The following is a 21,943-nucleotide window of genomic DNA, read 5'->3' on the forward strand; positions in this document are numbered from 1 at the left end:
TCCTATCTTACCACGGAATCGGCGGAAAGTAAATGAAGGAGGGATGGAGATTTTCTTACATATCGTTTAAGAAAATGTAATAATTTTGTAGTGTTTGCCGATGCAAAGTAGTTGTAAACATTTTGCCGTCTTGGTAAAATAAACATAACAGAATTCAGAAAATTGTGAAGAAAAAGGAAAGGCGGAGAACCGATGATCAGAATCAAAGATATTGCAGACCGCGCGGGAGTCAGTCCGACGACGGTCTCAAATGTAATACACGGAAAGACCGGGCGTGTCTCGAAGGAGACGATTGAGAAAATCAACCGGATTTTAGAGGAGATGGAGTACGTGCCGAGCATCAGCGCGCGGATGCTGGCAAACAACAGCTCCGGCCTCATCGGCGTAGCACTCGGCTTCATGAGAAAAGGAAATGCTTCCTCATTTGAGGATCCTTTCGTATCGGCGATGCTTGGAAACCTGGAGTATCAGATCCGGGAACACGGCTATCATATGATGCTGGTTGCGCGCCACGAGCAGGGCGATATTATGCAGCAGGCGCTTGGCTGGAATTTTGACGGCATGATTGCCATGGCGCTGAGCGAAAAAGAGATCGCAGAGCTCTCCGGGCGGCTTGGAAAACCGCTGGTGACCATTGACCAGTATCTTCCGCCGGAGCTTGGCGTCCGTTCCATCACGATGGATGACCGCGGCGGTGCTTACCAGATGGGCCAGTATCTGATCGGAAAGGGGCATAAAAAATTTCTCTTCCTGTCTGACTGCGACATCGGCGTCGATCATCACCGGTGGCTCGGTGTGCGGCAGGCGATGGAAGAGGCGGGAATCGGGGACTGTGAGAGCCGCCACATCGTGATTCCATGGGATCCGGAGAAACGGGAGAAGGCGTACGAGGAGATGCTGCCGTTTTTCAAAAAGCAGACAGCGCTCTTTTTCTCCTCCGATTACTATGCACTCGAAGCATCCAATTTCCTGCAGAACAAAGGGGTAAAAGTTCCGGAAGATATTTCTATTGCGGGCTTTGATGATGTCACCTATGCAACGCTTGCGCGGCCGAAGCTCACAACGGTGCACCAGATGGTGGATGGAAAAGCACGCTGCGCCGTGGAAGTGCTGATGCATCTGATCAAGAACGAGCCGGTACAGAAAGACATTCCGCCGCTGCCGACAACTCTGGTGGAGCGGGAATCCGTACGCGATCTGACAAGATGAATAATTACCAATTCCACAGGGAAACTTTTGTAAAATCTGCTGGTTTTGCGCAAAACTATTGAAAAACCAGAGCAACCTGTGGTAAACTATGGCCGAAAAGACAAAAACAAAGTACCCGGAATACGGGCATGAAATAAAAGGAGGATCACAGAAAATGGACAAAAAATGGTGGAAAGAAGCCGTCGTGTATCAGATTTATCCGCGCAGCTTCATGGACAGCAACGGAGACGGTATCGGAGATTTAAATGGTATCACTTCCCGTCTGGACTATTTAAAAGACCTTGGCGTGGATGTTATCTGGCTGTCACCGGTTTACCAGTCACCGAACGATGACAATGGATACGACATCAGCGATTATCAGGCGATCATGCAGGAGTTCGGAACGATGGAGGACTTCGACCGCATGCTTTCCGAGATGCACAAAAGAGGCATCAAGCTGGTTATGGACCTCGTTGTCAACCATACCTCAGATGAGCACAAATGGTTCGTGGAGAGCCGTAAATCAAAAGACAATCCGTACCGTGATTACTACATCTGGCGTGATCCGAAAGACGGAAAAGAGCCGAACAACTGGGGAAGCTGCTTCTCCGGCTCCGCATGGAAATACGATCCGCAGACCGAGATGTATTACCTGCATCTGTTCTCCACGAAACAGCCTGATCTGAACTGGGAAAACCCGACCGTAAGAAAAGAAGTTTTCGATATGATGAACTGGTGGTGCGAGAAAGGCATCGACGGCTTCCGTATGGATGTCATCAGCATGATCTCCAAACCGGAAGGACTGCCGGATGGAAAGATTCCGGATGGCGGACTCTACGGCGATTCCGGCTGCGTAAACGGACCGCACGTGCATGAGTATCTGCAGGAGATGAACAAAGAAGTTCTTTCCAAATATGATCTGATGACCGTCGGCGAGTGTGCCGGTGTCACGATCGAGGAGGCAGAAAAATACGCATCCGCAGACGGCAAAGAGCTCAGCATGGTATTCCAGTTCGAGCTGGTTGAGCTGGCAAGCGGAAAATACGGCAAATGGACGGACAAACGCGTACCGCTCAAAGATTTCAAACGCGTCATGACAGCATGGCAGACGGAGCTTGAGGGCAAGGCATGGAACAGCCTCTTCCTTGGAAACCACGACCAGCCGCGCTGCCTGTCCCGTTTCGGCGATGATTCACCGGAATACCGTGTGGTAAGCGCCAAAATGCTGGCTACCTGCCTTCATATGATGCAGGGTACTCCGTACGTATACCAGGGTGATGAGCTCGGCATGAAGAACGTTCCATTCAACGATCTGTCCGAGTTCCGCGACATCGAGAGCATCAACGCCTTCAATGAGCTGACCGGAGCCGGAAAAGTAGCGCCGGATGACATGATGCGCTACCTGAACCTGCGCGGAAGAGACAACGCGAGAACCCCGATGCAGTGGGATGACAGTGCATCCGCAGGATTCACCACAGGCACACCGTGGATCAAAGTCGGACCGGATTACGAGACTGTCAATGCCAAGAATGAGATGGCAGATCCGGATTCTGTATACAATTATTACAAGAAACTGATCCATCTCCGGAAAGAGAAGGATATCATGGTTTACGGAACGTACGAGCTGCTCGATCCAGAAGACGAAGCGCTGTACGTATACACCAGAACGTTAGGTGACAAAAAACTCCTTGTGATGTGCAACTTCACAAAAGAGGAGCAGGAGTACACAGTTCCGGAAACCTTTGCGGGAGCAGATGTACTGATCAGCAACTATCCACAGAGCGGCGCGGCAGCGGGGGCAAGAAAACTGCGCGCGTATGAGGCAGTTGTTTTGGAAACAAAATAAAAAATGCAGAGGAACCTGTGGCAGAACTGACGTTTGCCACAGGTTCCCGTTCTCAAAATATGGCACAAACTGGTAAGAGTAAGAAAGGGGAAAACAACACATGAAATCATATCTGAAAATGGAGACACATCCGCTTGCGGATCCGAAGAATGTAGTAAAAGGCGATAAATACCGTATCACAGTACTGACAGAGCATCTTCTTCGACTGGAATACAGTGAGGACGGTGAATTTATCGATGCGGCATCCCAGACCGTTGTAAACCGGGATTTTCCGGCCGTGGAATTTTCCGTCAAAGATACAGGCGATGAGCTGGAGTTACGCACAAAGTATCTGCAGTTGAATTATAACAAAAAATCATTTTCTTCAAACGGACTTTCCTGCAAAACAACCGCGGTCGGCATCAGTTCTGTACCGGCATGGCATTACGGAGATCCGACACAGGATCTTGGAGGAACGGCCCGTACGCTTGATCAGGTCAATGGAGCCTGTGATCTGGAACCTGGTATCATGTCCTGGTTTGGTTCCTCTGTTCTGGATGATTCGAAGTCGCTTCTGATGACAGAGGACGGCTGGGTGACTCCGAGAAAGAAAGGGGTACAGGATCTGTATTTCTTTGGCTATGGCTGGAATTTCCGTCTGGCATTAAAGGATTTCTACCACCTCTGCGGTAAGACTCCGATGCTTCCGAGATTTGCACTTGGAAACTGGTGGAGCCGTTACTGGCGTTACAGTGAAACATCCTATATGAAACTGATGGAAGACTTCGACAAAGAGAACGTTCCATTCTCGGTTGCTGTTATCGATATGGACTGGCACCGTGTAGACGATGTGGATCCGAAATACGGCAGCGGCTGGACCGGCTACAGCTGGAACAAAAAACTCTTCCCGGATCCGGAGCGTTTTCTTGGAAAACTCCATGCACGCGGCATGAAGACAACACTGAATGTCCATCCGGCAGACGGAATTCGTGCGTATGAGGACTGCTATCCGGAAGTAGCAGAGGCTATGGGAGTGGATGCAAAAAAAGAAGAACCGGTCAATTTTGACATTGCGGATCCGAAATTTGTTGATGTATATTTCGACAAAGTCCATCATCCGATGGAAAAAGAGGGCGTCGATTTCTGGTGGATTGACTGGCAGCAGGGACAGAGTACCAAGATCGAGGGTCTTGATCCGCTGTGGATGCTGAATCACTATCATTTTCTTGACAGTGGAAGAGACGGAAAACGTCCGATGACCTTCTCCCGCTACGCAGGACCGGGCTCCCACCGCTATCCGGTCGGATTTTCCGGAGACACCCACATCACCTGGGAATCCCTGGATTTCCAGCCATACTTTACCAGCACAGCCTCCAACATCGGCTACGGATGGTGGAGTCATGATATCGGCGGCCATATGCTTGGCTACCGTGACGATGAGCTTGAAGCAAGATGGTATCAGTACGGAGTATTTTCTCCGATCAACCGTCTGCACAGCTCTAACAGTGCCTTCAGTGGAAAAGAGCCTTGGAACTTCAGTATGGAAGTGCGCAGCACAATGGATGATTTCCTCCGTTTGCGTCATAAACTCGTACCGTATCTGTACACGATGAACTACCGTGCATGGAAAGAAGACACACCGATCGTTGTTCCGATGTATTATGATTACCCGGAGACGGTTTTCTGGGGCAAAAATCAGGCACCGAATCAGTACTTCTTCGGAAGCGAGCTGATGGTAACACCGGTGACAACGAAATGCATTCCGGAGCTGAAACGTGCAAAAACGAAAGTATGGCTGCCGGAGGGAACCTGGTTTGACTTCTTCAACGGAATGGTTTACGAGGGCGGCAGAAGCATGGATCTGTACCGCACACTCGAGGAGATCCCGGTTCTTGCAAAAGCCGGTGCCATCATTCCGATGACCGAGAAGATCAGTGCACTTGATGTAGAATCCAACCCGGACGAGCTGACTGTACGCGTTTATGCAGGTGCGGACAACAGTTTTACTCTGTATGAGGATGACAATACTTCAATGGCATATGAGAACGGCGACTGTGCAAAGACACCGATGAAGCTCGATTGGGCAGCACGGAGCTTTACAATTTCGCCGGTGGAGGGCAATCAGAGCCTTGTTCCGGAGAGCAGAACGTACGTCGTAGAATTCGGCGGAAGCACCGCGAAAGCAGCAAAAGTGCTGGTAAACGGCGTGGAAATCGATGCAGAAGCAGAAGAAAAAGACGGACTTCTTACCATCACCGTAACCGGTGTGAAACCGCAGGATACCGTTACTATCTGCCTGCCGGAAGATACCGAGGTGGCAAAGAACGATGTAGTGGCACGCGCGATGGATCTGCTGCTGCATGCAGAGATCAGCTACATCACCAAAGAGCTGGTTGCAGGACTGCTTGACAAAGCGAACGGCAAGGTGGCAATTCTCGCAGCTGAGCTGCAGAGCATGGATCTTTCCGATGATCTGCGCGGCGCACTGCTGGAGATCATCACTGCATAAAAAACGGATTTACAGAAAAAGAATTCTGTGATACGATACATACAAAGAAAAGGAAGAGAGCGTGGCAGTGGATTCTGTCAGGCTCTCTTCTTGAGATGTGAGACAGGAGGATTTTTAAACGTGGGAAAATACATCATGGCACTTGATGCCGGCACAACGAGCAACCGCTGTATTCTGTTTGATCAGAAAGGACAGATCGTAAGCCTTGCGCAGAAGGAATTTACCCAGCGTTTCCCGAAACCGGGCTGGGTGGAGCACGATGCCAATGAGATCTGGTCCACGATGCTCGGTGTAGCCGTGGAGGCAATGCAGAAAGCGGGCGCGTCCTACGAGGATATCGCGGCAATCGGCATCACAAACCAGAGAGAGACGACGATCGTCTGGGACAAAAAGACGGGAGAGCCGGTCTACAATGCAATTGTATGGCAGTGCCGCAGAACATCGGAATACTGCGACTCGCTGATGGAGCGCGGACTGGTTGACCGTTTCCGGGAGAAAACAGGTCTTGTGATCGATGCGTATTTCTCAGCAACGAAGCTGAAATGGATTCTCGATGAAGTTCCGGGCGCGCGCGAGCGGGCGGAGCGAGGCGATCTCTATTTCGGAACGGTGGAGACGTGGCTGATCTGGAAGATGACAAAGGGAAAGGTACATGTCACCGATTACACCAACGCATCCCGTACGATGCTGTTCAATATCCATACGCTGAAATGGGATGAGGATATCTTAAAAGAGCTGAACATTCCGCTCTGTATGCTGCCGGAAGTCCGCCCGTCGAGCTGTGTTTACGGGGAGACGGCATCGACATATTTCGGCGGCCCGATCCCGATCGCGGGAGCAGCGGGAGACCAGCAGGCGGCGCTGTTCGGCCAGACCTGCTATGCGCCGGGCGAAGCGAAAAATACATACGGAACGGGCTGCTTCCTGCTGATGAACACGGGAGAAAAGCCGGTTTCTTCGACACACGGTCTTGTTACCACGATTGCATGGGGCATCGGGGACAAGATCACGTATGCGCTTGAGGGATCAATTTTCGTCGGCGGAGCCGCAATCCAGTGGCTGCGCGATGAGATGAAGCTGATTGAATCCTCGGCCGATTCCGAATATATGGCGCAGAAAGTGAACGACACGAACGGATGCTATGTCGTGCCGGCGTTTACCGGCCTTGGCGCACCGTACTGGGATCAGTATGCGAGAGGAACGATTCTCGGCCTGACCCGCGGCGTCAACAAATACCATGTGATCCGCGCAACGCTCGAATCCATTACGTATCAGGTGGATGATGTCTTAAAAGCGATGGAGGCAGATTCCGGCATGAAGCTCTCCGCACTGCGTGTGGACGGCGGGGCAAGCGCCAATAATTTCCTGATGCAGTGCCAGGCGGACATCAGCCAGGCGCCGGTAGAACGGCCGTGCTGCATCGAGACGACCGCCATGGGAGCTGCTTACCTTGCCGGCCTTGCCGTCAGCTACTGGCCGGATCAGGAGACGGTGAAACAGAACGGAGCGATTGATCACACATTCGAGCCGGAGCTCTCGAAAGAGGAGCGCGATGAGAAGATGAACGGATGGCATAAAGCAGTCCGCTACGCCGAAGGATGGGCGAAATAGAAAAAGATTTTGGAAATGCAGAAAAGGAACGGTTTCGTAATGAAAACCGTTCCTTTTCGCGTAAGGTATGTAATGAAATCAGAGAAAATCAAAGAATGTCGATATGTTCGCCGTTTAAAGCTTTGTTCATGCTTCGTACAGCACAGAATTTACCGCACATCGAGCAGGTATCTTCCTGTTCCGGCGAGCGGTCAGCACGGATGGCTTTTGCAGTTTCCGGGTCCAGTGCACAGTCCCACTGTGCTTCCCAGTCGAGCACGCGGCGGGCGTCTCCCATCTTGTCGTCAATATCACGCGCATGCGGCACGCCTTTGGCGATGTCGGCAGCGTGTGCGGCAATTCTGCTTGCGATGATGCCCTGCTTTACGTCATCCAGGTTCGGAAGAGCCAGATGCTCTGCCGGAGTTACATAGCAGAGGAAGGCAGCGCCGTTCATAGCAGCGATTGCGCCTCCGATGGCAGCTGTGATATGGTCATAGCCCGGTGCGATATCGGTTACGAGAGGTCCGAGAACGTAGAACGGAGCGCCCATGCAGATGGTCTGCTGTACTTTCATGTTGGCCGCAATCTGGTCCATTGGAACGTGGCCCGGTCCCTCAACCATGACCTGAACGTCTTTCTCCCAGGCACGTTTGGTGAGTTCGCCGAGGCGCACCAGCTCCTCAATCTGGCAGACATCCGTTGCGTCGGCAAGGCAGCCAGGACGGCAGGCGTCGCCGAGAGAAATGGTCACATCGTATTCACGGCAGATATCGAGAATCTCATCGTAATACTCGTAGAACGGATTCTCCTCGCCGGTCATGCACATCCAGGCGAACACGAGGGAGCCGCCGCGGGAAACGATATTCATTTTCCGTTTGTGTTTGCGGATCTGATCGATGGTTTTTCTGGTGATGCCGCAGTGCAGGGTGACGAAATCGACACCGTCCTCGGCATGGAGGCGGATGACGTCAATAAAATCTTTGGCAGTCAGCGTATCCAGGTCTCTCTGGTAATGGATCACACTGTCATATACCGGCACGGTGCCGATCATGGATGGACATTCGGAGGTCAGTTTCCGCCGGAACGGCTGCGTATTGCCGTGGCTCGACAGGTCCATGATGGCTTCTGCGCCCATATTGACCGCGGAGAGTACCTTCTGCATCTCCACATCGTAATCTTTACAGTCTTTCGAAACACCGAGATTTACATTGATTTTCGTGCGCAGCATCGAGCCGATGCCCTCCGGGTCGATGCAGGTGTGCAGCTTATTGGCCGGAATGGCAACCTTTCCGCTGGCAACGAGCGGCATCAGGTCTTCCACGGCCATATACTCTTTTTCTGCGACTTTTTTCAGCTCCGGTGTTACAATGCCGCGGCGTGCGGCGTCCATCTGTGTTGCGTAATTGTGTTCCATCTGTTGTTCTCCTTTGTTTTCAAAATCAGATCCGGTAAGCGTGGTTCAGCGGTCCCGGGCCGTGGCCGAGATCCATCATGCTCGCAAGTGCGCCCGAAATATACTCTTTTGCGGCGGAAATGGCATCCGGAAGGGAAAGCCCCTTTGCGAGTCCCGATGCGATGGCGCTGGAGAGTGTACAGCCGGTACCGTGTGTGTTCGGATTGTCAATGCGTTTTCCAGTGAACCAGGTAAATGTGCCGTTGTGATATAAAAGATCGTTGGCATCATTGATACTGTGGCCGCCCTTTAACAGAACGGCACAGCCGCAGGAATCCCCGATCTCTTTTGCGGCGCGTTCCATATCGCTTTCCGACTGGATTTTGATGCCGGAGAGAACTTCTCCCTCTGGGATATTCGGTGTGATGACTTCGGCCAGAGGAAAGAGCAGTTTTTTCATCAGGTCAGGCACGCCGCCCGAAGCGAGCGCGGAGCCGCTTGTAGCGACGAGGACCGGGTCCACAACGATGTGTTTGGCTTGGTAGAAGCGAAGCCGTTCGGAGATGACTTCGATCAGTGCCGGGGAGGATACCATACCGATTTTGACGGCGTCCGGGAAGATGTCCGTAAAGACGGCGTCAAGCTGTGCGGCCAGAAACTCCGGTGTTACATCGAAAATACCGGAAACTCCGGTGGTGTTCTGGGCGGTGAGTGCGGTAATTGCCGACATGGCGTAAACTCCGTTTGTGATCATGGTTTTAATGTCTGCCTGAATGCCGGCGCCTCCGCTGGAATCACTTCCCGCGATTGTTAATGCTGTTTTCATGTTTTTCGGGTCCATGAGAATTACTCCTTTGCATTACTTTTCTTTTTGGAGCGTGTTTGAAAAAGCATTTTTCAAACACGCTCTAGGCGACAAAGAAAGTGGTGCCCCCAGTCTGCCGCCTGGTGTGAGGATGAATGGTTACGTAAAATTATTTGTTTTCCAGCATGCGCAGAGTCTGTTCTTTCAGATCCTTCGTTGCGGAAACAATGTCTTTCTGTGCAAAAATGGCACTGATGACGGCGATGCCGCAGATGCCGCTGCCGGAAAGCTCCGTCACGTTATCGCGTGTGATGCCGCCGATGGCGATGACAGGGATTTTAACGGCATTGCAGATAGCAGTCAGCGTTTCGTGGCTGACATCCTCCGCATCCGCCTTGGAACCGGTGTGGAAGACCGCGCCGACGCCGAGGTAATCTGCCCCGCGCTGCTCGGCGAGAATGGCCTGTTCCACGGTCTGCGCCGAAACGCCGATGATCTTGTCCGGGCCAAGCTTTGCACGGACATCGCCGGCCTCCATATCGCTCTGGCCGACGTGAACGCCGTCCGCATCCATCTTAGCTGCGATTTCCACGTTATCGTTGATGACGAAAGGAACATGGTATGCGGCACAGAGTTTTTTCAGTTCCAGTGCCTCTTCCATAAAGTGATCCTGGTCAAGATTTTTTTCGCGGAGCTGGATAAACGTTGCGCCGCCCTGCAGAGCCTTTTCCACCTGGCTGTACAGTGTCTCGCCGTTCAGCCAGCTGCGGTCTGTCACAGCATATAAAAGCAGGCCTTTTTTATCGCACTTCATACTTTGCACCTTTCTCCAGCGTCTCGCCGTCCATGTGGTAGATGGCGTCGATGATGCGGTTCCGGTAGGTGGAGTTGCCGTCTTCCGGTTTCATATGGCTCCAGCCGATCTCGCCGGCAAGTCCCATCGCGCAGACAGCGGCAGCAGCGGCTTTTAACGGCTCGTCCGGGTTGGCAACGAGGTAAGCGGTCATCATGCCGGAGAGCTGGCAGCCCGTTCCGGTGATGATTCCCATCTCGGCGCGTCCGTTGCGGATCACGTAGCAGGTGTCAGCATCGGCAACGAGGTCGATCGCTCCTGTGATGGCGACAACACAGTTGTGGTCTTTTGCAAAGTTTTTTGCAAAAGCAACGGCGCTGTCGAGGTTTTCATCCGTTACTTTATCGGCAACGTCTGCGTCAACACCCTTTGTCGTTCCGCTTCCGAGTGCCAGTGTTTTGATTTCGGAAATATTTCCGCGGATGACGGTGAACGGGATTTTTTCCATCAGTCCGACTGCGGTCGAAGTACGTAAGTGGCTTGCGCCTGCGCCGACTGGATCGAGCAGGATTTTGTGGCCGAGCGAAGCTGCTTTTGCACCGGCACGGTACATGCCGTCGATGCTCGTTCTGTGCAGCGTTCCGATGTTGATGTTCAGACCGCCGCAGATGGAGGTGATATCCTCGACATCCTCCGGTTCATCGGACATGATCGGGCTTGCGCCGCATGCCAGCAGAATGTTGGCGACATCGTTTACCGTAACGTAATTTGTGATGTTGTGTACGAGAGGGGTTGTTTTTCTGACATTGTCAAGACAAGTGCCTAACATAATTTTTTGTTCCTCCTGTGTGAGTATTTTTGCAGAAGCAAATTCCCTTGTGTTACTGGAAGAACCTGTTGATGTGTTCATAGAGATTAAAAAAGCAGATATACGTGGAGGTATATCTGCAGAAAATGTGCATATCGTATCTCCCTACGTTGGCATTACCCAAATCAGGTTCAGGGTCTAGGAGATGCATCCTACTCTCAGCCCGCTTCGCACGCGAGCTCCCCTTTGCTTTCTGCAGACAATTATATACGCATAAAAACAATTGTGCAAGAGAAAAACGGAAGATTTTAAAAAATTTCAGAAAAATAAAAAAGACATGCAAAATATTGGAAATGTAATGTTATTTGGGGTGACGGAGGAAATAATATCAGCGTAAAATAAAGTATAAAATATGCGTGGAAGGAGAGTATTCCCTGGCCAATGAGTGGAATGAGGCCGGCATGGACGAGCATATCGCAAAGCCGATTGATGCGGAATTACTGAAAAAGAAAATTGCAGAGTATTGCAGGTGAAAAGAAGTGCCCCTGCCCGGCATCTGATGTGTGCCGGGCAGGGGCTTTTGATGTGCGAATTTTATTTTTCTTCCTCCGGGTACGTATAGCCCCAGGTTCTGCGGAAGGAGGTCATCAGATCCATGACGTCCTTCGTGTAGTCGAGGTGCATGGCAGAGGCATCTCCATTGATGGCGCGTTCCATGTCGGCGAGCTCATAGGCGAGTGCATCAGCGTTGTCACCGGCTTTGATGATTTCGGATTCGCCGGTGGAAGCGTCTGTGATTTTTGCTTCCCAGGCACGCGGGTACTCCATGATCTCGATAAATCCGTTCTCACAGGAAACCATGCCGCGTTTCGGCTGTTTGGAGTGGAGAGAGAGCATCACACTTGCCATCTGCCCTTCCTGATTGGTGAGAAGGAGGCCGGCCTGCTCGTCTACACCGGTCGGAGCGGGCTTTACCTGGGAAAGGAGCTGATCCGGCTTGGAGTCGAAGAACCAGCGGATGAAGGAGAGTGCGTATACGCCGATATCAAGCATCGCGCCGCCTGCGAGATTCCGGTTGAAGAAGCGGTTCTTCATGTTGTACTCTTTGAAACTGCCGAAGTTCATCGTGATCAGATTGACTCTGCCGAGACGGCCGGAGTCGAGAATTTTTTTCAGCTCTTTGTAGATCGGCATATGGTAAATCGTCATTGCCTCTCCGATGATGACACCTTTTTCTTTTGCAAGCGCTATGGCCTCGTCGAGCTCGTCACTGTTCAGCGTAATCGATTTCTCAACGAGAATGTGTTTTCCATTGGCAATCGCCTCTTTCATAAAGCCAAGATGCGTGTTGTGCGGCGTCGTGATATAAATGACATCGACCTCCGGATCGGTAAACATCTCATGGAAATCATCGTAAACTTTTCCAATTCCATATTTCTCCGCAAAAGCAGCCGCCTTCTCATGGGTCCGGTTGCCGACCGCGTAAATATTCTTTCCGTTTTTCTGCAGTGCGACCGCCATTTCATTTGCAATCACACCGCATCCGAGTACAGCCCACTTGATATTTTTCATTGTGAGATCCTCCCATCCTGTTTTACATTAACCTTACTATAACAAATTTCGCGGAGATCCTCAATTTCTTTTTCAAAATAGAAAATTCCTGAAATAAGAAACGAAGGAGAAACGAAATTCGAACGTTTCTCCTTCGTTTTTGCACGCATTTTTACCGGGAAATCATATTCTAAGGTTAGAATGAAAAAACAGGAGAATCTGTTGATGAAAAGAAAATGGCTGACAGGTGCGCTTGTACTGGCAATGGCGGCAGTGACGCTGGCGGGATGCGGGGCAAAAGATGAGACAAAAGAAAAAGTGGAGCAGGTGACATTAAATGAGGTTGCCCACTCCATTTTTTACGCCCCGCAGTACGTGGCAATTGAGGAGGGGTATTTCGCGGACGAGGGCATTGATCTGACGCTGGTGACAGGATTTGGTGCAGATAAAGTGCTGACGGCGATGATTTCCGGCGAGGCGGATATCGGGTTTATGGGGGCGGAGGCAACCGTCTACGCGTACCTTGAGGGAACCGCAGACCCGGTTGTGAACTTCGCGCAGCTGACGCAGCGGGCGGGAAACTTTGTTGTGGGAAGAGAGAAAGACAATTCGTTTACCTGGGAGAAATTGAAAAACAAAGAGGTATTAGGGGGAAGAAAAGGCGGTATGCCGGAAATGGTCTTTGAGTATGTTCTGGCGCAGAAAGGGATTGATAAAAAAGACGTAAACATCAACCAGAGTATCGATTTTGGTTCCACAGCTGCCGCGTTCTCCGGCGGGCAGGGGGATTATACGATTGAATTTGAACCGTCCGCGACACTGCTCGAGCAGAAGGGCGACGGCTATGTCGTGGCATCGGTCGGAACGGAATCCGGGTATGTGCCGTATACGTCGTACAGCGTCAAACAGAGTTATCTGAAAACGCACGGCGCAACCGTAGAAAAATTCACGAAGGCACTGCAGAAGGGAATGGACTTCGTGCAGACGCACACACCGGAGGAGATTGCAGAAGTGATTGCGCCGCAGTTTGCAGAAACCGAGCTGGAAACCATCACCGCGATCGTGCGCCGCTACTATGAGCAGGATACGTGGAAAGAAAATCTGATCTTTGAGGAAGAAAGTTTTGATCTTCTGCAGGAGATTCTGGAGCAGGCGGGAGAGCTGGAGAAAAAGGCACCGTACAAGACACTCGTGACAACAAAATACGCCGAAGAGGCCGCCGCCAAAGGCTGATTCCGGCGGAATAGAAAAGCGAAAAAAGACAGAAAAAGACACTTTTCGACATTCGTCGACAAACAGCGACATTTCATTCGAAAAAAATAAAGAAAATTGCAAAAGAAAAGCAGAAAAATAGAGAAAAAGTATTGCAAAAAAGTAAATTTTGTTGCATACTATGGGTGTCGCATATATTTTTTACAACACAGGCATACGGAGGCGAACAGACATGAAAGTAGGTTTTATCGGCGGCGGCAACATGGCGAGTGCCATGATTGGCGGAATGATCCAAAAAGGAGTTGTATCTGCAGATGACATTCTGGTATCGGTCCGCACGGAGAAAAGTGTGGAACGCTTGACCAACCAGTTTGGAGTCCAGGCGACTACGGAGAACGAAGCGGTCGTAGCCGGATCCGATCTTGTATTCCTGGCAGTAAAGCCAAACCAAATAAAAAATATAATAAACCTCGTCAAAAACTTCATCTCACCCGAGAAGATTATCGTATCGATTCTTCCCGGTAAGTCTTTACAATGGCTGGGTACAGAAATCGGAAAACCAACAAAGTTAATTCGCACCATGCCAAACACACCAGCACTCGTCGGAGAAGGAATGACCGGCGTCTGTGCCAATGATCTCGTGACGGAGGAAGAGCTGCAGCTCGTTTTAACCCTCCTGAAAAGCTTTGGCCGCGCAGAAGTTGTTCCGGAGTATCTGATGGATACCGTCACAGGTGTCAGCGGAAGCTCGCCGGCGTACGTATTTCTTTTCCTGGAGGCTCTTGCAGATGCGGCCGTAGCCGAAGGAATGCCGAGAAAACAGGCATATGAATTTGCTGCACAGTCTGTCCTTGGAAGCGCCAAAATGCTTCTCGAGACAGGAATGCACCCGGGAGAATTAAAAGACATGGTCTGCTCGCCAGGCGGAACCACCATCGAAGCGGTTGCCGTACTGGAGCGGGAGAAACTGAGAAGTGCTGTTATTGATGCAACACGAGCCTGCATCCGGAAATCAAAGGGAGTGGATTAGAAGGAGCAGCACCGCCGCTTTGACAGAATGACGCTAATGTGAAAGCAGCAAAAACAAAGAATGTATGCACAAAAAAACAAACCAAAACAAGCAAAGAGCAAGCACAAAAAAGAGTAAAAAACAAACGAGCGGAAAAATCCCGGCAGCCGTGGAAAAGGCACCGGGATTTTTTCTGGTAATTTATAGTTTTTTTCCTTTACTGAGCGTACTGTTGTGATAATCGGAAGAATAGGTTACATCCTTTCCAAACCATAGCGGAGGAACAAAGGCGTTTGCGGATGCTTCGTCCGGAAACTCCACCTCTGCGAGGTAAAGGCCTTCATACGGCGCATCAAAGACATCGAGCTCGATCGTCAGATCTGTTCCGGCAAGCGGCAGCAGATAGCGTGTTTTTGAGATGAGAACGCCGTCTGCCTTTTCCCGCAGATGCAGGTAGGATTCCTTTGTGAGCGGAAGATTATACTCTTCACGCACCATCAGCCCTTTTGACTTGTAGGTCAGATAATATTCGTCGTCAGAGCGGCGGATGCGGACAACCGGTTCGGTGGAAAGATAGCCCTGCTCGATTTTTTTACATGGATAGCTTGGAAGATTTTCCGGAAGCTGATCCAGAAGGTATTTGCGTTCGATTTCCATAAAAGAGACTCCTTCTCGTGATTGCATCACTGCTTTTTTCAAGAGTTTACCATGCTTTTCCCGTGATGTTAAGCGAAATCCGGCTTTTTGCAAAAAAAGTCCTGAAATTTTTATGAAATGCAAGCATTCTGCGGAAAAATGTGGTATAATAGCGGCGGTTTGTTACAAAGAAAAGCAGAGAATATCACGTGACAAAACACACGAGACTGATCATACAACACAGGAGGACAAAACCATGGCAAAGATTTATGTATTTCTGGCAGACGGATGTGAAGAGATTGAGGCACTGACCCCGGTGGATCTGCTGCGCAGAGCCGGAGAAGACGTATGCACCGTTTCTATTATGGGAAGAAAAGAAGTAACGGGATCCCACAAAATCACCATTCTTGCAGATGAAACCATCGAAGAGGGAGAGTTTGATGACGGAGACATGCTGGTACTTCCGGGCGGAATGCCGGGTACATTAAATCTGGCCGGAAACGAGACGCTCGCAGCGCTGATCCGTTCCTATGACGATCAGGGAAAGAAACTGGCAGCCATCTGCGCAGCGCCGAGCATCCTTGGTGTGATGGGCATCTTAAAAGATAAAAACGCCGTCTGCTTCCCGGGCTTTGAAGAAAAGCTGGCAGGCGCAAACGTACTCGAGGTACCTGCAGTCACCGACAAAAATGTGACCACCGGCCGCGGCATGGGAGCAGCCACTGACTTCGCACTGGAGCTGATCCGTGTTCTGCAGGGAGAGGACAAAGCAAAAGAAATGGCGGAAAAAATCGTATTTCATTGCTGAAAAAAGCCTAAAAACCACAGAAATATAAAAAAATCACTGGCGTTTTTGAAAAGAGTATGCTATACTCGATAAATGACTGTAGAATGGAGAGGTGTGCAGGTTTTCTGCCGCTTTTCAGATAAATCAAGGAGGAAATTGATAAAATGAGTGTACAGGTCGAAAATTTAGAGAAGAATATGGCCAAACTTACCATTGAGGTTCCGGCTGAAGAATTAGAAAAAGCACTGGAGAAAGCTTACCAGAAACAGAAAAAGAACATCAGCGTTCCGGGCTTCCGTAAAGGAAAAGTTCCGAGAGCTATGGTAGAAAAAATGTATGGCCCGGCAGTATTCTATGAGGATGCTGTAAACAGCCTTGTTCCGGAAGAGTATTCCAAAGCAGCAGAAGAGAGCAAACTGGACATTGTATCCCGTCCGGAGATCAACGTAGAGCAGATCGAAAAAGGCAAAGCTTTCATCTTTACCGCAACTGTAGCAGTAAAACCGGAAGTTACCCTTGGCGAGTACAAAGGTCTGGAAGTAGCAAAAGCTGACACAACCGTTACAGACGAAGAAGTAGAAGCTGAGCTGAAAAAAGAGCAGGAGAAAAACGCAAGAACCATCAACGTAGAGGATCGTCCGGCAGCAGACGGAGATACCGTTACACTTGACTTCGAAGGTTCTGTAGACGGCGTTCCGTTCGACGGCGGCGCTGGAAAAGATTATCCGCTGACCCTTGGCTCCCATTCCTTCATTCCGGGATTCGAAGAGCAGCTCGTTGGCGCAGCTCTGGAAGAGGAGAAGGAAGTAAACGTTACTTTCCCAGAGGATTATCAGGCAGAAGAGCTTGCTGGAAAAGCAGCAGTATTCAAATGCACCATCCACAAAATCGAAGCAAAAGAGCTTCCGGCACTTGATGACGACTTCGCAAAAGACGTTTCCGAGTTCGATACTCTGGATGAGTACAAAAAAGAAATCAAAGACAACCTGACCAAGAAAAAAGAAGAGCAGGCTAAGACAGAAAAAGAGAACGCTGTCGTAGATAAAGCAGTAGAGAACGCAACAATGGAGATTCCGGAAGCTATGATCGATACGCAGGTAGAGAACATGGTTGACGATTTCGCAAGAAGAATCCAGTCCCAGGGTCTGTCCATGGAGCAGTACATGCAGTTCACAGGCGCTACCGTTGATTCCTTAAAAGAGCAGATGAAACCGCAGGCTGTTAAGAGAATCGAGAGCAGACTGGTACTTGAGAAAGTTGCAGAAGCAGAGAACATCCAGATCAGCGATGAGAAGCTGGACGAAGAGCTGGCTAAAATGGCTGAAATGTACAAAATGGAGCTGGATAAATTCAAAGAGCTCGTTGGCGAATATGAGAAAGAGCAGATGAAGAAAGACCTCGCTGTTCAGGAAGCAGTAACTCTCATGGCCGACAGCGCAAAAGAGGCGTAAGACCTCGGAAAGAGAGGCAATTGAATGAGTTTTGTACCTTATGTCATCGAGCAGACAAGCAGGGGAGAGAGAAGTTACGATATTTATTCAAGACTGCTGAACGACCGTATTATTTTTCTGGGAGAGGAAGTTACCGACGTATCGGCAAACCTGATCGTTGCACAGCTTCTGTTCCTGGAGTCTGAAGATCCGGGAAAAGATATCCACATGTATATCAACAGCCCGGGAGGTTCTGTAAGCGCAGGACTTGCTATCTACGATACGATGCAGTACATCAAATGTGACGTATCCACCATCTGTATCGGTATGGCTGCCAGCATGGGAGCATTCCTTCTCTCAGGCGGTACCAAAGGAAAGAGAATGGCTCTGCCAAACTCTGAAATCATGATTCATCAGCCATCCGGCGGTGCACAGGGTCAGGCAACCGAGATCAAAATCGTTGCAGAACAGATTCTGAAAACCAAACGGAAATTAAATGAAATTCTGGCGGCAAACACAGGAAAACCGCTGGAACAGATTGAGATCGATACCGAGCGTGACAATTACATGTCCGCAGAGGAAGCAAAAGCATACGGTCTGATTGATAATGTAATTACGAACCGATAAGAGAGGAAAGGTGTCCAAAAGCGTAGTTCCGGCAATGAGGCTTTTGTGGCACCTTTTGCCTTATCCGGCGATAAGGTTTAGTTGTAATATGTTGAAAGGAAGAAAACGATGGCTATAAAAGGGAATGATACCAAGATCCGCTGCTCTTTCTGCGGAAAGACAGAAGACCAGGTACGCAAGCTGATCGCAGGCCCGGACGGGGCATACATCTGTGATGACTGCGTGGCAATCTGCTCGGAGATCATTCAGGAAGAGTTTGAGGATCTGTACGGCGAGCAGGATACCGACGAGATCAACCTGATCAAACCAAAGGAAATCAAAGCATTTCTGGATGACTACGTAATCGGACAGGATGAGGCGAAAAAAGTGCTCTCCGTTGCCGTTTACAACCATTACAAACGAGTGCTTTCCGGTGCATCCTCCGACATCGAACTGCAGAAGAGCAACATTCTGATGCTCGGACCGACCGGTTCCGGAAAAACGTATCTGGCACAGACACTGGCCAAACTGATCAACGTTCCGTTTGCAATTGCAGACGCAACGGCGCTCACCGAGGCAGGTTATGTCGGCGAGGACGTAGAAAACATTCTGCTCCGCCTCATTCAGGCAGCAGACTATGATATCGAGCGCGCTGAGCACGGCATCATCTACATCGATGAGATCGATAAAATCACAAGAAAATCCGAAAACGCTTCGATCACACGAGATGTTTCCGGCGAAGGTGTACAGCAGGCACTGCTGAAAATCCTGGAGGGAACTGTAGCTTCCGTTCCGCCGCAGGGCGGAAGAAAGCATCCGCATCAGGAGTTTATTCAGATTGATACGACGAATATCCTCTTTATCTGCGGCGGTGCATTCGAAGGACTCGAGAAGATCATCGAGACGAGACAGGATACGAAATCCATCGGATTCAACAATCCGATCGGCCATGCAAAAGATGAGAATGTCGGAGATCTGCTCCGTCAGGTCATGCCGCAGGATCTGACCAAGTTCGGCCTGATTCCGGAGTTTGTCGGACGTGTGCCGATTGTCGTTACGTTAAATTCTCTGGATGAGACGGCCCTGATGAAGATTCTGGTTGAGCCGAAGAATTCTCTGGTCAAACAGTACAAGAAGCTGTTTGAACTGGACGGCGTACAGCTTGACTTCAAAGAAGATGCACTCGAAGCGATTGCAAAGAAATCCCTGGAGCGGAAAACAGGCGCCAGAGGTCTCCGCGCAATCATGGAAGATACGATGATGGATCTGATGTATGAGATCCCGTCGGACAATACGACAAAAGAATGCGTCATCACCAAGGACGCTGTAGAAAAGAAGGCGGAGCCGGAGATTATTCACGGCGAACCGGCCCCTGTTCCACGGCGGAATATGGGAAGAAGATCCGGAAGACCGGAAACCGCCTGAAAAACGCAGGAGGAAACTTAAATGGAAGAAGTGACAAAAGTATTACCGGCGGTTGCGCTGCGTGGAACGACGATTCTGCCGGATATGATTGTACATTTTGATATCAGCAGAGCCAAATCGATCCGTGCGGTCGAGGAGGCAATGCTGGGTGACCAGAAAATTTTCCTGATTACACAAAGAGACCCGGATACGGAAGTACCGGGTCTGCTTGATGTGTACAAGATTGGAACGATTGCGGTCATCAAACAGGTTGTAAGAATGCCAAAAGACATTCTTCGGATTCTCGTGGAGGCGGAAAGCCGCGCAGAACTGCTGAACTTCGAGGAAGAGGAGAACGAGTATCTCCGCGCCGAGGTGGCGCTGTTTACCGGCTCGGACGAAATGCAGTTTTCCGATATCGAGCAGGAGGCAATGCTGCGCAACTTAAAAGAGCTGTTTGCCATCTACTGCGAGCAGACGCAGAAAGTCAGCAAGGAACTGGCAGGCCAGATCCTCGGAACCGAAGAAGTTGGAAAGCTGGTGGATCAGATCTGCATGAATCTGCCCCTCGACTACGTAAACCGCCAGAAACTGCTGGAGGCTGTGGAGCTTTCCGAGCGGTATGATACGCTCTGCGTCATGATCGCCAATGAGATTCAGATTCAGGAGATCCGTTCGGAGATCCAGGGAAAAATTAAAGAGCGGATTGATAAGAATCAGCGCGATTACATTCTGCGCGAGCAGTTAAAGGTGATCCGCGAGGAGCTCGGTGAGGACAATTCCCAGACTGAGATTGAAAATTATAAGAAGCAGCTCGAGAAGCTCAAAGCCTCCAAAGAGGTGAAAGAGCGGATTTCCGAGGAGATCCACCGTCTGGAAAATTCGGCCAACAATCCGTCCGAGGCAGGCGTGATCCGCGGCTATATCGAGACACTGCTGGGGCTTCCGTGGGATAAGGCATCCCGTGACAATCAGGATCTGGCAAGAGCACGCGAGATTCTGGAGGAAGATCACTACGGTCTTTCGAAAGTAAAAGAGAGAATCCTCGAATTCCTGGCCGTACGCACCCTGACGAAGAAAGGCGAGAGCCCGATTCTCTGCCTGGCAGGCCCTCCGGGAACCGGTAAGACCTCGATTGCGAGAAGCGTGGCGCGAGCCCTGAATAAAAAATACGTCCGCATCTGTCTCGGCGGTGTGCGGGATGAGGCGGAGATCCGCGGCCACAGAAGAACCTACATCGGCGCGATGCCGGGACGCATTGCGGCGGGACTCCATCAGGCGAAGGTGAAAAATCCGCTGATGCTGCTCGACGAGATCGACAAAGTAAGTGCAGATTACAAGGGAGATACCTCTTCCGCACTTCTTGAGGTCCTCGATTCCGAGCAGAATAATAAATTTGCCGATCATTACGTAGAGCTTCCGATCGACCTTTCGGAGGTGCTCTTTATTGCAACCGCAAATGATATTCAGAACATTCCGCGTCCGTTGCTGGACCGTATGGAAGTGATTGAAATTTCAAGCTATACGGAAAACGAGAAGTTCCATATCGCAAAAGAACATCTCGTTCCGAAGCAGAAGAAGGCGAACGGTCTGAAAGAAGCACAGCTTGTGATCGAGGATGAGGCGCTGATGGAAGTGATCAGCGGCTACACCAGAGAGGCCGGTGTCCGCTCCCTGGAGCGCCAGATCGGCAGAATCTGCAGAAAGAGCGCGAGAAAGATTCTCGAGGAACAGGTAAAAGAGGTTGTTGTGACGAAAGAAAACCTGGAAGAGTTCCTCGGAAAAGAGAGGTATGAGTTCCAGCCGGCCAACGAAAAACCGGAGATCGGTATTGTGCGCGGTCTTGCCTGGACGGCAGTCGGCGGCGATACGCTGCAGATCGAGGTCAATGTGATGCCGGGAAAAGGAGAGTTTCTGCTGACCGGCCAGCTCGGCGATGTGATGAAGGAGTCTGCGCAGGCGGGCATCAGCTTTATTCGTTCCGTGGCAGAGCAGTATGAGATTCCGAAAGAATTTTTCGAAAAACACGACATCCACATTCATATTCCGGAGGGAGCCGTTCCAAAAGATGGTCCGTCTGCCGGTATTACGATGGCGACGGCGATGGTTTCCGCGATCACAAAGGTTCCGGTAAAAGCAGACGTTGCGATGACCGGAGAGATTACGCTCCGCGGCCGTGTGCTTCCGATCGGCGGCTTAAAAGAGAAGCTGCTGGCGGCAAAGAAAGCCGGTATCCATATGGTTCTCGTTCCGGAGAAAAATGAACCGGATGTCAGAGAACTGGATGCGGAGATCACAGACGGACTGCAGATCGAATTTGTCGGCAGCATGGAACAGGTATTAAAACTGGCACTTGTGGAAAAGAAGTAAGGCCAGAAGATGCAAAAAACAGGA

General features: G+C 50.4%; 17 protein-coding genes and 1 riboswitch. Of the genes, 11 read left to right on the forward strand and 6 right to left on the reverse strand.

Annotated elements, in window-relative coordinates; genetic code table 11:
* Window positions 1-192: 192 nt before the first annotated feature.
* The 4 genes from ACY2VT_RS08580 (at window position 193) to glpK (ending at window position 7,133) form a co-directional block, all read left to right on the forward strand.
* Window positions 193-1,209, forward strand: coding sequence for a LacI family DNA-binding transcriptional regulator (locus tag ACY2VT_RS08580; protein WP_461877497.1), 1,017 nt, complete (start codon window positions 193-195; stop codon window positions 1,207-1,209).
* Window positions 1,210-1,363: 154 nt separating this feature from the next.
* Window positions 1,364-3,034, forward strand: coding sequence for a glycoside hydrolase family 13 protein (locus ACY2VT_RS08585; protein ID WP_461879589.1), 1,671 nt, complete (start codon window positions 1,364-1,366; stop codon window positions 3,032-3,034).
* 100 nt (window positions 3,035-3,134) lie between these two features.
* Window positions 3,135-5,522 carry a glycoside hydrolase family 31 protein gene (locus tag ACY2VT_RS08590; protein WP_461879590.1) on the forward strand — a complete coding sequence of 796 codons (2,388 nt, stop codon included), beginning with the start codon at window positions 3,135-3,137 and terminating at the stop codon, window positions 5,520-5,522.
* A 120-nt stretch (window positions 5,523-5,642) separates the two neighbouring features.
* Entirely contained in the window at window positions 5,643-7,133 is a 1,491-nt protein-coding gene (glpK, locus tag ACY2VT_RS08595; RefSeq protein WP_461879591.1) for a glycerol kinase GlpK, read from the forward strand.
* An 88-nt stretch (window positions 7,134-7,221) separates the two neighbouring features.
* Here glpK and thiC read toward each other — a convergent pair whose 3' ends face one another.
* The 5 genes from thiC to ACY2VT_RS08620 all read right to left on the reverse strand — a co-directional run bounded on the left by thiC (window position 7,222) and on the right by ACY2VT_RS08620 (window position 12,486).
* Window positions 7,222-8,529, reverse strand: coding sequence for a phosphomethylpyrimidine synthase ThiC (thiC, locus tag ACY2VT_RS08600; protein WP_461879592.1), 1,308 nt, complete (start codon window positions 8,527-8,529; stop codon window positions 7,222-7,224).
* A gap of 25 nt (window positions 8,530-8,554) precedes the next feature.
* Window positions 8,555-9,334 carry a bifunctional hydroxymethylpyrimidine kinase/phosphomethylpyrimidine kinase gene (gene thiD / locus ACY2VT_RS08605; RefSeq protein ID WP_461874206.1) on the reverse strand — a complete coding sequence of 260 codons (780 nt, stop codon included), beginning with the start codon at window positions 9,332-9,334 and terminating at the stop codon, window positions 8,555-8,557.
* Between the two features lie 148 nt (window positions 9,335-9,482).
* A complete protein-coding gene (gene thiE / locus ACY2VT_RS08610; protein ID WP_055226936.1) occupies window positions 9,483-10,127 on the reverse strand; it encodes a thiamine phosphate synthase in 645 nt (214 codons plus the stop codon).
* Window positions 10,114-10,935, reverse strand: coding sequence for a hydroxyethylthiazole kinase (gene thiM / locus ACY2VT_RS08615; RefSeq protein ID WP_461879593.1), 822 nt, complete (start codon window positions 10,933-10,935; stop codon window positions 10,114-10,116). The genes thiE and thiM overlap by 14 nt, the downstream gene beginning before the upstream one ends.
* A gap of 123 nt (window positions 10,936-11,058) precedes the next feature.
* Window positions 11,059-11,170: riboswitch (TPP riboswitch) on the reverse strand.
* Window positions 11,171-11,508: 338 nt separating this feature from the next.
* A complete protein-coding gene (locus tag ACY2VT_RS08620) occupies window positions 11,509-12,486 on the reverse strand; it encodes a Gfo/Idh/MocA family protein (protein WP_461879594.1) in 978 nt (325 codons plus the stop codon).
* 204 nt (window positions 12,487-12,690) lie between these two features.
* On the opposite strand from ACY2VT_RS08620, the gene ACY2VT_RS08625 reads away from it, so the two are divergent.
* Together ACY2VT_RS08625 and proC are read left to right on the forward strand one after the other, a co-directional pair.
* Window positions 12,691-13,698, forward strand: a complete 1,008-nt coding sequence (locus ACY2VT_RS08625) for an ABC transporter substrate-binding protein (protein WP_461874192.1) — start codon at window positions 12,691-12,693, stop codon at window positions 13,696-13,698.
* Window positions 13,699-13,909: 211 nt separating this feature from the next.
* Entirely contained in the window at window positions 13,910-14,707 is a 798-nt protein-coding gene (gene proC, locus ACY2VT_RS08630; RefSeq protein WP_117760472.1) for a pyrroline-5-carboxylate reductase, read from the forward strand.
* Window positions 14,708-14,887: 180 nt separating this feature from the next.
* Here the strand turns inward: proC and ACY2VT_RS08635 are convergent, their stop codons facing one another.
* The gene (locus ACY2VT_RS08635) at window positions 14,888-15,343 is read right to left on the reverse strand and encodes a CYTH domain-containing protein (protein WP_461879595.1); all 456 of its coding nucleotides are present in this window, start codon (window positions 15,341-15,343) and stop codon (window positions 14,888-14,890) included.
* Between the two features lie 235 nt (window positions 15,344-15,578).
* Here ACY2VT_RS08635 and ACY2VT_RS08640 point away from each other — a divergent pair, with 235 nt between their 5' ends.
* The 5 genes from ACY2VT_RS08640 to lon all read left to right on the forward strand — a co-directional run bounded on the left by ACY2VT_RS08640 (window position 15,579) and on the right by lon (window position 21,919).
* Window positions 15,579-16,130 carry a DJ-1 family glyoxalase III gene (locus ACY2VT_RS08640; RefSeq protein WP_461874195.1) on the forward strand — a complete coding sequence of 184 codons (552 nt, stop codon included), beginning with the start codon at window positions 15,579-15,581 and terminating at the stop codon, window positions 16,128-16,130.
* A gap of 143 nt (window positions 16,131-16,273) precedes the next feature.
* Window positions 16,274-17,560, forward strand: a complete 1,287-nt coding sequence (gene tig, locus ACY2VT_RS08645) for a trigger factor (protein ID WP_022461348.1) — start codon at window positions 16,274-16,276, stop codon at window positions 17,558-17,560.
* Between the two features lie 24 nt (window positions 17,561-17,584).
* Window positions 17,585-18,166: an ATP-dependent Clp endopeptidase proteolytic subunit ClpP gene (clpP, locus tag ACY2VT_RS08650; RefSeq protein WP_195530861.1), complete on the forward strand. Its 582-nt coding sequence runs from the start codon at window positions 17,585-17,587 to the stop codon at window positions 18,164-18,166.
* Window positions 18,167-18,274: 108 nt separating this feature from the next.
* Window positions 18,275-19,570 carry an ATP-dependent Clp protease ATP-binding subunit ClpX gene (clpX, locus tag ACY2VT_RS08655; protein ID WP_117509624.1) on the forward strand — a complete coding sequence of 432 codons (1,296 nt, stop codon included), beginning with the start codon at window positions 18,275-18,277 and terminating at the stop codon, window positions 19,568-19,570.
* A gap of 21 nt (window positions 19,571-19,591) precedes the next feature.
* Window positions 19,592-21,919 carry an endopeptidase La gene (lon, locus tag ACY2VT_RS08660; RefSeq protein ID WP_461879596.1) on the forward strand — a complete coding sequence of 776 codons (2,328 nt, stop codon included), beginning with the start codon at window positions 19,592-19,594 and terminating at the stop codon, window positions 21,917-21,919.
* Window positions 21,920-21,943 lie beyond the last annotated feature (24 nt).

Origin of the sequence: Fusicatenibacter sp. (assembly GCF_050872605.1) — a bacterium.
Taxonomy (GTDB): domain Bacteria; phylum Bacillota; class Clostridia; order Lachnospirales; family Lachnospiraceae; genus Fusicatenibacter.